The organism is Peptoniphilus timonensis JC401, assembly GCF_000312025.1.
GTDB classification, from domain to species: domain Bacteria; phylum Bacillota; class Clostridia; order Tissierellales; family Peptoniphilaceae; genus Peptoniphilus_A; species Peptoniphilus_A timonensis.
On the sequence record NZ_HE978595.1, the window covers coordinates 188,587 to 202,416 of the forward strand.

A 13,830-nucleotide genomic window follows, 5' to 3' on the forward strand; every position below is an offset into this window, starting at 1 on the left:
TATTAAATATTTTAATAAAATAAAAAAAGACGAGGATTTTTTTGCCTCGTCTTTTTTCTATTGTGGGACTTTTGCAACAGCCCCTAATTTTCTATTGTTTCATTCTATAAATTTACTTGCCCAATTTATTTTCTCTGCCATAATAAAATAAATATTGATTGGCAAAACCTGCATTTTCTCCAAAAACTTCTCTTCCTCTTATTGCAATTTTTGATTTTGGAGTTACTTCTTTTAGATACAACTCTTCCATAACTCTTTTTATCCAAACATCAACGGGAAAGGACTCCTTCCTATCAAAGGCAAATAGAAGTATGCAATCTGCAACCTTTGGACCAACTCCCGGCAGAACTTGAAGAGCCTTTCTCGCATCTTCTAAATCCATTTTTTCAATTTCAGAAATATTTACCTGACCTGATCTAATTAACTTTGCTGTTTCCACTATCCTCTTGTCACGAAAACCAACTCGTGCAAATTCCCTGAGGTCTTCTGGCCTTGCAAGAGCAAGTTTATCTGGACTTGGGAAAGAGTAATATTTTCTATTCTCATCCTCTCCCAAATAATCTCCGTACATTTCAGAAATTTTTTCAATAGCTTTTTTTATCCTAGGTATTTGATTATTGGCAGAGATTATAAAAGAAATAATTGTCTCAAACTTGTCTTGATTTAAGATTCTTATGCCCTTCCCATATTCAGTTGCCTTTTTCATAACTTCATCCTTTGCAAGATCTTCCATAACTTTTTTATAATCTCTTGAAAGGTCAAAATAATCATAAAAAATTTCACTAAAAGACCTTTCATCAACGCCCTTTAAAATTATTTCATCTCCAACTTTTTTTGCATTGGAAACTTTTCCATGAGTTATAAAGGTAAAAGAATCATCATCTTCTTCATACCATCTAAAAGCTTGCCCACAAGTGAAAATATCCCTTGGGTCAAATTCTTCTAGGTCTCTAATCTTGCAAAAACCATCATCAAAATTTATCTTCATTAAAAATAAAACCCCTATAAATAAAAAAGCTATTAATAAATAATAGCTTAGCTAATTTCCTTCATGAAATAAGAAAGTGTGAGAAGAGAATCATTAAGTCTTATATTCTCAATTACAACTCCCTCTGGTCCCTTTAAATCATAGGGAGCAAAGTTCCAAATACCTTTCACACCTGCATCAATTACCTTAGTTGCCACATCTTCACAGACTTCTCTTGGCACAGTTATAATTGCAACATCAACTTTCTCATCTCTTATGTATTTTTCCAAATCTCTCATGTTTCGAACTTTAATACCACTAATATCATCAATATCATCCTTGATATCAAAAAGAGAAATCACATTAAAACCAGAATCCCTAAATCCATTGTATCTTGCAATTGCCTGTCCAAGCCTACCAGCTCCAATTACAATTGACTTGTAAGACTTGTCTATACCAAGAATCTTATCAACTTGTTCCTTTAAAGCCTTAGTGTTATAACCGTAGCCCTGTTGACCAAATCCCCCAAAATTATTTAAGTCCTGTCTAATTTGCGAAGCAGAAAAACCTGTAAGTCCACTAAGCTCCTTTGATGAAACTCTCTCAATTCCATCTTCTATAAGCTCTTTTAAGTATCTATGATAAACTGGCATTCTCCTTATAACGGTCTCGGAAATACCCCTTGCATTCTTCAGCAAATTAACACCTCCCAATTGTTTATATTATAACAATCCTTTTCATTTTTGTAAATTAAAGCTAATTGTATATTTTTACTTTTATAAATATAAATTTATTTTATCTTAAAATTTTAAGTCCACTTTTTAAAAGTTTAAATAAAGGCTTAAAATTTACACAAAAAAAATCGCCCTCAGGCGACTTTTAATCATTAACTAAAACTCCATGTACAACAAACCTTGTGTCCTTAGGCGAACAAGTTTGTAAAGTCAAAAAATCCCTAAGCTTATCTGGCACTTCTCCCTTTACAATACTTCTTTCTTTTACATATTCTAAAAACTTTGCTCCTTCTTCATCAAGATAACTTGTGTTTCTAAAGTTATCATGAGGTCCAGCATTATAAGCTGCAAAAACCTTGTATTTTTTGTACCCTTCAAGAGAAAAAATTTCAATAAATCTATCTTCCTTAAAGAAGCCTTCTTGTTCGTACTTGTGAAGATCCTTAAAATTTCCCGCCCTAGCATTGTTGTGTCCGTAAATAATTATGTTTTGGTCAGAAAAATTTTCCATGTTTCTATAGTCCATAAAGATGGCACCAAAAACATTGTATTCGTCCTTGTAGTTGTGGTTTAAATAGTAGTTGTTGTCACTTCCCTTTACTATGGGATAATCTATATCTGTCCCACCAACCCTTATCCAGCCAATAATAGAAGGATATTCTTTTTTAAGTTCATTTATTTTTGCTATTGCCTCTTGATTCTTTATCTCTTTTTCATCCACTTTAGGCTCTGGTTTTTCAACTTCTTTTTTCTCAAATTTTTCTTGAACTTCTTTTGTGGCAGACTTAAATTCCTTGTCTTCTTTATTGTAGTTGTAAATCCTGTAAAGGCTAACTGCCAAAATAATCACAAGAATAATTTCTATTATATTTATAATTTTTTTCTTCATCATTACTCCTATCAAAAAAATAGTTATTTATATACTTACCTATTTTAATACAAATTATTAATAAAAATAAACAAAAATATATAAAATTCTTTCAAATTTGACAATTTAGTATTTTTTAACTTATTATTATAGTATAGTTTGACACAATAAAGTAATGTAAAACTTTAAATTGAGGTGTTTATTTTGAAAAAAGACAAATATCAGGAAATGAAAAATAAAATTCCAAATATAAAAAATATAATGAGAATAAGACAAAGTAGAAAAAAAGGTGACATGGGTTATCTAGATTTTTTCATGCTTGGTTTTGGATCCATGGTGGGCGTTGGCTGGGCAGTTTCATCAAACCACTGGATTGCACAAGCTGGTGGTCCTATCTCTGCCTTTTTAGGTTTTATTATTGCCACTTTACTTTTAATTCCAATTGGCTTGTGTCATGGTGAACTTCTTGCTACTCTTCCTCAAGGAGGAGGCGTCTTAGTCTATACAAGTAAGGCTTTTGGAAAAAATTTATCTTTTATTTCATCATGGTTTTTAGCACTTTCTTACTTAACAATTCTTCCTTGGGAAGCAATTTATATTAACACTATTCTCAAAAAATTGATTCCATGGCTCTCAAGTTCAAAAGTACTTTATTATGTAGCAGGATATCCCATACAAGCATCTTCCATTTTTCTTGGTTTGGGACTTGCCCTCTTGTTATTTTTTATAAATTTTAAAGGCTCAAATTTTGCTTCAAAACTTCAATCTATACTTTCTATTTTAATAATTTTAATAGGAATAATAGTTATTATATTTTCAGCTAAAGCAGGAAATATCAATAATTTGTATCCACTATATGAGAATGTGGGCGAGGGAAGTCACTCTTCACTTTTCGGTGGAATAATAGCAGTTATAGTAATAGTTCCATTTTTTATGTCCGGCTTTGACACAATTGCACAGTCAGTGGAAGAAACATCACCAGATAAAAAATTTAAAAATGTGGCAATAGCTATGGTTCTTTCAATAATAGCGGCAGGAACTTTTTATTCACTTGTCATACTTTCAACAGGAAGTGTCTCCAACTGGCAAGAATATTCTCTTGCAAGTCCTCCAGCAATGGGTTATCTACTTCAAGAAGCTTATGGTGGTAAACTCGGTTATATTCTTTCAAAATTAATTGTAATAGGAACTTTGGCAGGACTTTTCTCAACTTGGAATGGAATGTTTATGGCATCAGCAAGATTAATTCAATCTATGGCAAAAAATAATTTAATTCCCAAAATTTTTGCAAAGGAACACGCCGAATATGGCACTCCAGTAAGTGGACTTATTTTTTGTTTTATTTTCGCCGCTATTGGTCCCTTTGTAGGCATGAATTTAATTGACCCCTTAACTAGTCTTGGGTCAGTTTCTTTTGTAATTGGCTGGTTCTTAACTTGCTTATCTCTTGCCGTTTTAATAAATAAAGAAAAAGATTATTATACTTCCTTTAAAGCTCCTGGTGGAAAATTAACTATTTATCCAGCAATAATAATTTCTGCTGTGATTGTAATCTCCACATTTATCCCAAAGACTCCTTCTTTTATGGGATACACTGCCCTAATTATTTTCTTCTTTTGGCTATTTCTGGGACTAGCCTTTTTAAAATTTTATAATAAAAAAGATTAATTAAAAAAGAGAGATAAAATTTATCTCTCAATATTATACATAAACTCCTATTGCCAAAATTATTGAGGCAAGGGTCATTAAACTTCTTCCCAAAAATGGAAGAAGTTTTTTAAATGATTTATCTCTCCTATAAACTTTAAAATTCTCAGGGATTTTCCAAGCCCACATTACTGCTAATAAAATAAATAAAAGACACTTTAATAGATCCATATCAATCCTCACTTATGTCAAAAAAGTTTTCCGCAATCATACATCTTATGGATCCTCCTCCAAACTTTGAAATTGTGGTGACGTCAATCGGAAGAATTTTATCATACTTTTCAATTTTTTCTCTATTTTCTTTTGTGAGAACATCAAAGGCAGCTTTTGAAATCACAAGTATATTTTTGTTTTCTCCCTTTAGCTCAATAGAATTAGCTGCATAGTTGTCAAATTCTTCCTTGTTAAGAGAAATGATTTCCTTTCCAGATTCTTTTAGAGTTTTTAAAAGTTCATCTTTATTTTCAGTGATTAAATCATCTGCAATAATGGCAAATTTTTCTGCTACCATCATCATGACATTTGTGTGATATATTAAAGTTTCTTTGTCTTCTGACTTAAAATAAACTGCTTTTAGATTAAACTTTTCTGCAAATTTTAAAAATTCTTCTTTGTCACAGCGTTTTGAAAGACTTCCATAACAAATATTATTCCACCTATCAATAACTACTGCTCCCGTACCTTCAAGAATTCTTTCTTCATCATTTCTAAAATCAATTACTTCTGCCCTTTTATAGTCAATAATTTTCTCAAGTTGAGGCAGGATTTTCTCATACTCTTCATTTCTATTTTCTGCAAACATTTGAGAAATAAAAATTTTCCCAGGAAAAGTTACAAAAACATTGTTTGGAAAAATCGAATCTGGTGTCCTATCGTCAAAATCATTAATCACGTCAACATGAATTTTATTTTCCCTTAATTTTTCAACTGCCTCATCAAACTCTTCTAAGGCTCTTTTTTGCATTTCATCTTCTGTTGTGTACTTTGGTTTTAACTGATAAATGTTGTCTTTCGCTGTCTCTTTATTAAATTTAAAGGCATAGGGCCTAACTAAAATCACTTTGTCTGTTATCATCTAAGTCTCCTTTTCTAAATTATAAGGAATTTACAATAAAAAACCCTCCAGTATGGAGGGGATTTATTCACAAATTTTATAAATAATAATTTATTACATTCTCAAGTAAAAGTAAATTTGTAATGCTTCCTATTCCACCAGGAACTGGAGAATAAGCCCCGATTTTTCCATTTACGGCTTTTTCATCTAAGTCGCCACGATATTTTCCTTCTTTATTTTTTGAAGTTCCAATATCTATTACAACTGCATCTTCATTAAAATAAGTTTCGTCTAAACTTTCTGCAATTCCCATGGCTGTAAAAATAATATTGGCAGATTTTGTATATTTTTTCAAATCATGAGTTCCTTCGTGGCAAACTGTTACTGTTGCAAGTTCACTTAAAAGAATCATAGCAAGAGGCTTCCCAACGACATTTGAGTGATTAATTACAACTACATCCTTGCCCTTTAATTCATAATCATAAAAATCCAAAAGTTCATGAGCTGCCTTTGATGCAAGAGGAATAAATCCATCTAAGTGACCGCTGTAGACCTTAGATCTATTTATTGGACTCATACAATCTACATCTTTTTTGGGATCAATTGCAAGTGAAATTACATCTTCATCAATAGATTCTGGAAGAGGTCTAAAAACTAAAATTCCCCCGATTTTTTCGTCTTGATTTAATTTTTTTAACCTTTTTAAAAGTTCATCTTCACTTACATCTTTTGGAAATTCATTTACATCAACCTCAACCCCAAGTTTTTCTGCAGATTTTTTTATTCCCTTTAAATAGGCAAGAGATCCATAGTCATCTCCAACTCTTATAATAGAAATTGTTGGATTTTCCTTTAACTTTTCAATTTTCTCTCTCAGCTCTTTGCTTTTTTTATCGACATATCCCTTGGCATATAAAACTTTAGTCATTCTTCACCTCATCTGGAAGATAAACTTCTACAGCTTCTTTTAAAATTCTTATCTTTGCTGGAAGATCTGGTCCCTTATCTCCATCGATATCAAGTGTAACTTTTTCTTCATCTAAGGAGGAAATTTCAACTTCTTTTACTGTAAAGTGGATAATACTATTTCCTTCTTCAACTTCTCCTATTATAGAATCTTTTAAAATTTCTAGCATATCCTTTGGAGAATCACTTGTTTGGATTAATAAATTTGCTTTTCCGCTATCCATTTCTTTATTCTTTTTGGTAAACTCTATATTTCCAATTTTATTTGTAAGTCCAACCATTAAGTGATCCACAAGTCCAGAATAATTTCCAGCATCTGATTTAATTGATAACTTGTATTTCTTGGCTTCTTTTAGATTTTCTATGGATTTTTTTATATAAGCAAGTCCACCTAACTTTGACTTTTCTTCTGAAGAAACTTCGTGGATTGCTTCTGGAACTGGTCCAAGTGATGCAAATAGACTAAAGACTTTGTCGTTTACTTCACCTAAATCAATCTTCTTTGTCTTTTTAAAACCAAAGGAACTTATTGCTTCATCCTTATCTTGTGGGATATTTAGTTTTTTTGCCAATAGATTTCCTGTACCACCTGGCAAGATTAAAAGTTTTGCTTTTGACTTAGTTTTTTTCATTCCAAGTAAGACTTCATTTACAGTTCCATCGCCACCATAAACTCCAATAGAATCAATGTCTTTTATTTCTTCAACAAATTTTGTCCCATCTCCAGCTTTTTTAGTTTCTCTTAAAATAACTTGGTCAAAATATTTTTTAAGTCTTTCTTCTATTTTATCAACAAATTCTTTTCCACTTTCATCTCCAGAATTTGGATTGTAAATAAATAATATCTTAGTCATAAAAAACCTCTCAATACTTAAATCAATAGACAATCATTCCGCCATTTGGAGAAATTATTTGTCCCGTCATATAAGAATTCTTTTCTGAAATCATAAATGCCACAAGTTCTGCAATCTCTTCTGTAGTTGCAAGTCTACCCATGGGGATATCTTCTGATAATATGCACAAATTATCATTTCCAATTTCTCTTGTCATTGGTGTATCAACTGCACCTGGTGCCACTGCATTTACTGTTATACCAGAATAACCAAGTTCTTGAGCTAGGGCTTTTGTAAGTGCATTTATAGCTCCCTTTGTAGCAGAATAATGACTTTCCATAGATCCACCTACTATTCCCCAAATTGATGTCATGTTTAAAATTTTACCTGAATGTTTTTCCAACATATAAGGTAGAGCTGCGTGAATAGAATTATAAACACCCTTTACATTTACATCAAAAATTTCATCCCAAGTTTTCTCTTCAATATCTTGGAAAAGAGCATAAGAAGAAATTCCTGCATTGTTAATTAAGATGTCAACTCCCTTAAATCTCTTAGAGACTTCACCAAACATTCTTTCCACTTCAGAAAATTTTCTAATGTCTGCCTTTAATGCTAGGGCATCTTTTCCCATTCCTCTTATTTCTTTTTCTAGTTCTTTTGCTTCTTTTTCAGATTTGTTGTAGTTAATTATTATTCTATAATCTTCTCTTGCAAGCCTTCTTGCAATATCTCTTCCAATTCCACGAGAAGCTCCTGTTATGAGTACAGTCTTCATCTTAAATCTTCCACCAACCTTTATTTCATTATACCAAATTTGTAAAATAATTTTATTCCAAAAATTTTTAAAAAATAAAAAAGCCATGCCCTTAGACATAGCTTTTTTAGGTAAATATGCTTTTTTATTAAATTTCTACTCTAGCTTCTTCATCAAAGTTTTCTTCTGGGATAGGTCTTTTTACAATGTGATTGTAATAGATCTTTTCAACTGCCATAGAAATAGCATTGTCGCCTGTTACGTTACAAGCTGTACCAAAAGAGTCTTGAGTTAGATATAGTGAAATTAAAATTGTTGCAAGTGTTCCTGATGAATCAATTCCTACTACTGGTAAGAATGGAAGAGCACTCATTACTGCTCCACCTGGTGCACCTGGTGCTGCTACCATTGCAACTCCAAGGATTCCTATAAATTTAAGAAGTAGTGGGAATGAATGTGGCATATCAAACATTGAAAGTAATGTAAATACACATGCTGTTAGAGTGATCATTGATCCAGCTAAATGAACTGTTGCACAAAGTGGAATACAGAATTCTCTAATTTGTCTAGTTACTCCCATTTTTCTGTTACATGCTACGTTAACTGGAATAGTTGCTGCAGATGATTGTGTTCCTACGGCTGTTAAGTAAGCTGGCACTGCATCTTTTAAACATTTAAATGGATTTCTTCCAGAATATGCTCCTGCAACTGAAAATTGTATTACTAAGTAAATTAGGTGTAGTGCAATGATGCAGATGAAGATTTTCCAGAATATTCCAAGAATTGCAAATACAGATCCTGAATAAGATAAGTTACAGAAGTTACCAAAAATAAAGAATGGTAATAGTGGAATTACGAATTTTGATAATACCATATTAATAATTTCATTAAATTCGTTAATTGCCTTGTAGAATATTTCTCCTGATCCCTTAGCTCTTAAAGCTGAAACTGTTAATCCTAGCATAAATGCAAGTACAAGTGCTGCTGTTACGTCTATAAATGCTGCTAATGGAATTTCAAAAAATGGTGCTACTTCATTTGCTGTAGCTTTTTGAACTTGATCTGCAAGTTCTGGTTTTATAAAGCTTGGGAATATGTTCTTTGCCATTGTATAAGAAAGTGAACCTGCAATAAGTGTTGATGCATAAGCAAGACCTACTGTAGCTCCAAGAAGTTTTCCAGCACCTTCTGATAAATCTGCTATACCCTTAGATACAAAGGCAATAATCATTAGTGGAATAATGAAGTTTAAAAATGCTCCAAATAATCCAGATATTGTAATTGCAACTTTAGTAACCCATTCTGGTAAAAATTGTCCAACTAGGATACCTAGTGCAATGGCAATAATAAGTCTAGGAATTAGACCTATTTTTTTCTTTTCTTTCATTTTCTTTAATCCTCCTTATTATTTAAAAACTTAGCCCTGATTTTTTGACCAGTTTTTGTGCCTGCAAGTCCTCCAAGACCAGTCTCCCTAATAGATTCATGTAGTAAGTGACCAACTTCTCCCATTGCTTGACAAACTTCGTCAAAGGGAACAATTGATTTTATACCTGCAAGAGCCATATCAGTTGATATGAAAGCATTCATAACACCTGATGCGTTCCTAAAAGTACATGGATACTCTACAAGTCCTGCAATTGGATCACAGGCTAGCCCCATTACATTAATAAGTGTAATGCTGGCTGCGTTTAGTGCTGCTTCTGAGCTTCCGCCAATCATCTCAACTAATGCAGCTGCTGCCATTGCGCTGGCAGAACCACATTCTGCTTGGCATCCACCTTCAGCACCGGCGAATGTAGCATATTTACCAATAATTTGCCCTATTCCTATTGATGTCAATAGTCCATTTATTAAAACCTCATCATCTAAGCCATATTTTTCCTTTGCAGACATTAAAGCTGCTGGCACAATACCAGAACTTCCAGCAGTTGGTGCTGCTGCAATAGTTCCCATATTAGCATTAGTCTCAGATGTGGAAAAGGCCATAGCCATTGCCCTAACTAAGAATTTACTAGTCAAAGGGTCTTTTTCCTTTTGATAGTCATTCATCATCTTTGCGAATCCGTCTATCATTTTATATTCAGTTCCATAGGATTTTTCAAGAGTTTCTTTAGACGATGATTTCATCACTTCCAAAATTTCTCTTAATTTATCCTTCATCTCTTCTTCAGTCATCTTTAGAGCTTTACTTTCTTCTCTTAATACTAAATCATAGATGTGAATCTTATCTCTTTTACAAGTTTGTACTATTTCATTAGCTGTATTTAACATTTATACCTCCACATATTTTGCTGAAATATATCTGGAATTATTTAATAATTTATCTATAACATTTTGATTTGCACTTTCGTCTAACTCCACAGTTAAGGTAACAATATTTGTGAGCTCATCCTTAGTAGTATTAATTGATTCAATATTGTAGGATTCACCTGCTAAGATAGTTGACACTTCGGCGATAACACCTTTTTGTTCATCATATTGAAATAAAAATGTAGGAAATCTTCCATCATAATCAACTTTTATGCCATTAATATCAACTATTTTCATATTTCCGCCGCCAATAGAAGAACCTATTACATATTCACTGTCTCTATCTTTGTAATTAAACTTTACTTTGACAGTGTTGGGATGATAATCTTCTCCCAAATCCATAGGAATGAAAGAATAATCTATTCCCTTTTTATCGGCAATTTCATAAGCATCTCTAATAGAACTGTCATAGGTTTTAAAACCCATTATTCCACCTAGAAGAGCCCTGTCTGTTCCGTGCCCCTTATATGTAAAGGCAAAGGAACCATGTAGATAAAACTCGACGCTTTCATAATCATCTGGACAAATCTTTGCTGCCACTCTTGCGATTTTACAAGCACCTGCAGTATGCGATGATGATGGACCAACCATTATAGGTCCCAGTATTTCAAATGAACTGTACTCTTTCAATTAGATTGCCTCCTTATTAGTTAGACATTAGTTAGACATATTTTAGCATAAAGTTTCCAAATTGTGAAATGAATTTATGTTAATGGATTCGATGAAATACAAATTTTATATCATTTTAATAAGCAAATAAAATATTATACCGGATACATTTACTTTATTCTATTACAGCACTACTAATAATGGCTATATTCCTAGATTATTCTTGCAAGTATAGTATAGATAATATATTATTAATTTATGAGGATATTATTTTCATTCAAGGAGGATTTATATGAAAGAAAAAAACAAAAAGGTCAAAGACCAAAATGATGTCGGCGGCTTTCTGAAAGGCGTAGAAAAAATTGGTAATAAATTACCTCACCCTGCCATGATTTTTGCAATACTTAGTGTAATCGTAATCATAGTTTCATATTTTGCAGCAAAATCTGGCATGAGCGTAACTTATTTTGACGCCAAAGCTAAAGAAGAAGTAACTAAAGAAGCAGTTTCTTTACTTAATTGGGAAGGACTTGCTTATATTTTTAACTCTGCAACAGAAAACTTTACAGGTTTTGCTCCATTAGGAACAGTTCTTGTAGCTATGCTTGGTGTTGGTGTTGCTGAAAACAGTGGACTTTTTGATGCAACATTAAAAAGACTTTTATCAAATGTAAACCCTACACTTTTAACAGCTACAGTAGTTTTCGCAGGTGTTATGTCAAATATCGCATCTGATGCAGGATATCTTGTAGTAGTTCCACTTGGAGCACTTATATTTGCAAACGCAGGTCGTCATCCACTTGCTGGTATTGCAGCAGGTTTTGCAGGCGTAAGTGGTGGTTTCTCAGCCAACTTAATTCTTGGAACAACTGACCCACTTCTTACAAATATCACTAACGAAGCTCTAAGAGCTGGTGGAATTGACATGGAACTTGCAGCTACTTGTAACTGGTACTTCCTATTTGTTTCTACATTCTTTATAACAATTGTTGGTACTCTTGTAACAAATAAAATAGTTGAAAAGAACTTAGGAGAATACACAGGATCTTATAAGGCAGATGAACAACCTCTTACTGACTTAGAAAGAAAGGGCCTTAAAAATGCACTTATAGCCCTAATTATTTTTGTAGCAGTAATGGCATTCTTAATGTTCCCAGAAAATGCACCATTTAGAGAATTTGAAGAAGGTAAAAATGCAATGACTCTTAAGAATTTCTTAGGTCATGGACTTATCCCAGCAATGCTTTTACTTTTCTTAGTACCTGGTCTTGTATATGGTAAAACTGTTGGAACTATTAAAACTTCTCACGACCTCGTTGCTAAAATGACTAAGGCAATGCAAGGAATGGGTGGATACCTTGTACTAGCATTCTTTGCAGCACAATTCGTATCTTACTTTAATAAGACTAATCTTGGTCTTATACTTGCAAAAAACGGAGCAGACTTCCTAGAATCAGTTGGATTTAAAGGTCTTCCACTTCTCATAATGTTTATCTTGCTATCAGCTTTCCTTAACCTATTTATGGGATCAGCTTCAGCAAAATGGGCAATTATGGCTCCAATATTTGTGCCAATGATGTACAATCTTGGACTTTCACCTGCACTTACACAAGTTGCATATAGAATTGGTGACTCTTCAACAAATATCATCACACCACTTATGTCATACTTTGCAATGATCGTAGTATTTATGCAAAAATATGACGAAGACTCTGGACTTGGAACTCTTACATCAATGATGCTTCCATACTCTATGTGTTTCTTAGTTGGTTGGACTGTACTAATGATAGTTTGGTATCTAATTGGACTTCCTGTTGGACCAGAAGCACCACTTCATGTTCAAGACATGGTATCAATGCTATTTATATAATAAATATAAAATATTCTCAAAAAATAAACCCGGTGGAAATTTCCATCGGGTTTTTTATTATTTTTAATGTTGACATTAGTTGTTTTTTTTGTTATTTTTTTATTGTTAGCTTTTATTAATAGGAGGTTTACATGAATAAAAATTTTAAAAAAAGTACAATTATTTTATTATCCGTTTCTATACTTGCATCATCCATACCTGTTTTTGCACAACCTAAAAATACTAAGGCTCTTACTGAAATTAATGACTGTGTTAACTTCAAAGAAGAAAATTACAATAGCTCTCTCGCAAATTCAATATTAGAAAAAAACTTTGATGAAGATCTTCTTACAGATGAAGAATCTAAACTATTAGACTCCTTAGTATCAAAAGAAACTAAATCCACAGAAGAAAAAGAAGAAATTTTAGAAGTTCTAAAAACTTTTAAAGATCCTTATTTAAGAAGTGTAAAAAAGGTTATCTCTGTTGATAAAGCTGGAAAAGCTTTGAATATTGTAATAGATTTAGCTTTATTGGCTACTGGTGAAGGTGGATTAGCAAATGCAGGAATTAAAAAGCTCGAAAAAAAATATGGCGTAGAAAAAGCAAAAGAAATAATAGAAAAAAAAGTTATTACGAAAGTTGTAAAAAAGCTCTCTGACTGGGGGTTAAAAGGAATGCTAGCTCATGCTGGTAGATTCGCTGGAATTATAATAGACAATATTTTTGATCCCGGAACTGCAATAGCTAAATTTATAGATAACCATCTCGATGCTAATAAAGGGAATGGCTATCTGGATGTTAATGTACCATGGTAAAAAATAAAATTATATTTATTTTATACTTTATAATATTCATAACTTTCGGATGTATTAACTTATTTTGTCCATTAAATAAAGTAGTTGTACTCGCGTATAGCGTATTAACTACAATCATTTTAATCCAATGTGAAAGCATGTTTAGATTTAAAATAAATAAAAATATAAAAGACATTGCAATAATTTATATTATTTTAGTTTTGATAGAATTCTTTATAGAGGACTTTATTTCTCCAATGATATCTAACTCACCACAAAATCATGTTTTTATTTTTCTTAGTTCTTTATCTATTTTAACTATTTATAAAATATTAAAATATAAGAAGTATGAATCATAACCACCGGCTAAGCCGGT

General features: G+C 32.2%; 14 protein-coding genes. 3 read left to right on the top strand and 11 right to left on the bottom strand.

Translation table 11 applies throughout. From position 1 onward, the window contains the following. Positions 1-112: 112 nt before the first annotated feature. The 3 genes from HGPT_RS06175 to srtB form a co-directional block, all read right to left on the bottom strand. Positions 113-988, bottom strand: a complete 876-nt coding sequence (locus tag HGPT_RS06175) for a DNA-3-methyladenine glycosylase family protein (RefSeq protein ID WP_019138968.1) — start codon at positions 986-988, stop codon at positions 113-115. A gap of 47 nt (positions 989-1,035) precedes the next feature. Beyond that, the gene (locus tag HGPT_RS06180; RefSeq protein ID WP_040542700.1) at positions 1,036-1,665 is read right to left on the bottom strand and encodes a redox-sensing transcriptional repressor Rex; all 630 of its coding nucleotides are present in this window, start codon (positions 1,663-1,665) and stop codon (positions 1,036-1,038) included. A 181-nt stretch (positions 1,666-1,846) separates the two neighbouring features. Continuing rightward, on the bottom strand, positions 1,847-2,590 hold the full coding sequence (gene srtB, locus HGPT_RS06185; protein ID WP_019138970.1) for a class B sortase: 744 nt from the start codon (positions 2,588-2,590) through the stop codon (positions 1,847-1,849). A gap of 183 nt (positions 2,591-2,773) precedes the next feature. Here srtB and HGPT_RS06190 point away from each other — a divergent pair, with 183 nt between their 5' ends. Then, positions 2,774-4,237, top strand: coding sequence for an APC family permease (locus tag HGPT_RS06190; protein ID WP_019138971.1), 1,464 nt, complete (start codon positions 2,774-2,776; stop codon positions 4,235-4,237). Positions 4,238-4,270: 33 nt separating this feature from the next. Here HGPT_RS06190 and HGPT_RS09035 read toward each other — a convergent pair whose 3' ends face one another. The 8 genes from HGPT_RS09035 to sdaAB form a co-directional block, all read right to left on the bottom strand. Continuing rightward, the gene (locus tag HGPT_RS09035; RefSeq protein ID WP_019138972.1) at positions 4,271-4,447 is read right to left on the bottom strand and encodes a hypothetical protein; all 177 of its coding nucleotides are present in this window, start codon (positions 4,445-4,447) and stop codon (positions 4,271-4,273) included. Between the two features lies 1 nt (position 4,448). Continuing rightward, positions 4,449-5,351 (bottom strand): arginine deiminase-related protein, encoded by a 903-nt coding sequence (locus HGPT_RS06195; RefSeq protein WP_019138973.1) that lies wholly within the window; start codon positions 5,349-5,351, stop codon positions 4,449-4,451. Positions 5,352-5,427: 76 nt separating this feature from the next. Further along, positions 5,428-6,258 carry a bifunctional 5,10-methylenetetrahydrofolate dehydrogenase/5,10-methenyltetrahydrofolate cyclohydrolase gene (locus HGPT_RS06200; protein WP_019138974.1) on the bottom strand — a complete coding sequence of 277 codons (831 nt, stop codon included), beginning with the start codon at positions 6,256-6,258 and terminating at the stop codon, positions 5,428-5,430. Continuing rightward, positions 6,251-7,150 carry a diacylglycerol/lipid kinase family protein gene (locus HGPT_RS06205; RefSeq protein ID WP_040542767.1) on the bottom strand — a complete coding sequence of 300 codons (900 nt, stop codon included), beginning with the start codon at positions 7,148-7,150 and terminating at the stop codon, positions 6,251-6,253. The genes HGPT_RS06200 and HGPT_RS06205 overlap by 8 nt, the downstream gene beginning before the upstream one ends. 22 nt (positions 7,151-7,172) lie before the next feature. Beyond that, a complete protein-coding gene (gene ymfI, locus HGPT_RS06210; protein WP_040542770.1) occupies positions 7,173-7,907 on the bottom strand; it encodes an elongation factor P 5-aminopentanone reductase in 735 nt (244 codons plus the stop codon). 127 nt (positions 7,908-8,034) lie between these two features. Further along, positions 8,035-9,273, bottom strand: coding sequence for a dicarboxylate/amino acid:cation symporter (locus HGPT_RS06215; protein ID WP_019138977.1), 1,239 nt, complete (start codon positions 9,271-9,273; stop codon positions 8,035-8,037). Positions 9,274-9,278: 5 nt separating this feature from the next. After that, positions 9,279-10,160, bottom strand: coding sequence for an L-serine ammonia-lyase, iron-sulfur-dependent, subunit alpha (sdaAA, locus tag HGPT_RS06220; protein WP_019138978.1), 882 nt, complete (start codon positions 10,158-10,160; stop codon positions 9,279-9,281). Next, the gene (gene sdaAB / locus HGPT_RS06225) at positions 10,161-10,829 is read right to left on the bottom strand and encodes an L-serine ammonia-lyase, iron-sulfur-dependent subunit beta (RefSeq protein WP_019138979.1); all 669 of its coding nucleotides are present in this window, start codon (positions 10,827-10,829) and stop codon (positions 10,161-10,163) included. It lies immediately after the preceding gene. A 271-nt stretch (positions 10,830-11,100) separates the two neighbouring features. On the opposite strand from sdaAB, the gene HGPT_RS06230 reads away from it, so the two are divergent. Further along, positions 11,101-12,678 (top strand): AbgT family transporter, encoded by a 1,578-nt coding sequence (locus HGPT_RS06230; RefSeq protein WP_019138980.1) that lies wholly within the window; start codon positions 11,101-11,103, stop codon positions 12,676-12,678. Between the two features lie 131 nt (positions 12,679-12,809). Continuing rightward, positions 12,810-13,475: a hypothetical protein gene (locus tag HGPT_RS06235; RefSeq protein WP_019138981.1), complete on the top strand. Its 666-nt coding sequence runs from the start codon at positions 12,810-12,812 to the stop codon at positions 13,473-13,475. Positions 13,476-13,830: the final 355 nt, after the last annotated feature.

What these genes read in the sequence shown, in the direction of transcription:
- HGPT_RS06195 (WP_019138973.1), bottom strand. Translation starts at nt 5,351, where the DNA reads ATGATAACAGACAAAGTGATTTTAGTTAGGCCCTATGCCTTTAAATTT.
- ymfI (WP_040542770.1), bottom strand. Translation starts at nt 7,907, where the DNA reads ATGAAGACTGTACTCATAACAGGAGCTTCTCGTGGAATTGGAAGAGAT.
- srtB (WP_019138970.1), bottom strand. Translation starts at nt 2,590, where the DNA reads ATGAAGAAAAAAATTATAAATATAATAGAAATTATTCTTGTGATTATT.
- HGPT_RS06230 (WP_019138980.1), top strand. Translation starts at nt 11,101, where the DNA reads ATGAAAGAAAAAAACAAAAAGGTCAAAGACCAAAATGATGTCGGCGGC.
- sdaAA (WP_019138978.1), bottom strand. Translation starts at nt 10,160, where the DNA reads ATGTTAAATACAGCTAATGAAATAGTACAAACTTGTAAAAGAGATAAG.
- HGPT_RS06200 (WP_019138974.1), bottom strand. Translation starts at nt 6,258, where the DNA reads ATGACTAAAGTTTTATATGCCAAGGGATATGTCGATAAAAAAAGCAAA.
- HGPT_RS06175 (WP_019138968.1), bottom strand. Translation starts at nt 988, where the DNA reads ATGAAGATAAATTTTGATGATGGTTTTTGCAAGATTAGAGACCTAGAA.
- HGPT_RS06235 (WP_019138981.1), top strand. Translation starts at nt 12,810, where the DNA reads ATGAATAAAAATTTTAAAAAAAGTACAATTATTTTATTATCCGTTTCT.
- HGPT_RS06215 (WP_019138977.1), bottom strand. Translation starts at nt 9,273, where the DNA reads ATGAAAGAAAAGAAAAAAATAGGTCTAATTCCTAGACTTATTATTGCC.
- HGPT_RS06205 (WP_040542767.1), bottom strand. Translation starts at nt 7,150, where the DNA reads ATGACTAAGATATTATTTATTTACAATCCAAATTCTGGAGATGAAAGT.
- HGPT_RS09035 (WP_019138972.1), bottom strand. Translation starts at nt 4,447, where the DNA reads ATGGATCTATTAAAGTGTCTTTTATTTATTTTATTAGCAGTAATGTGG.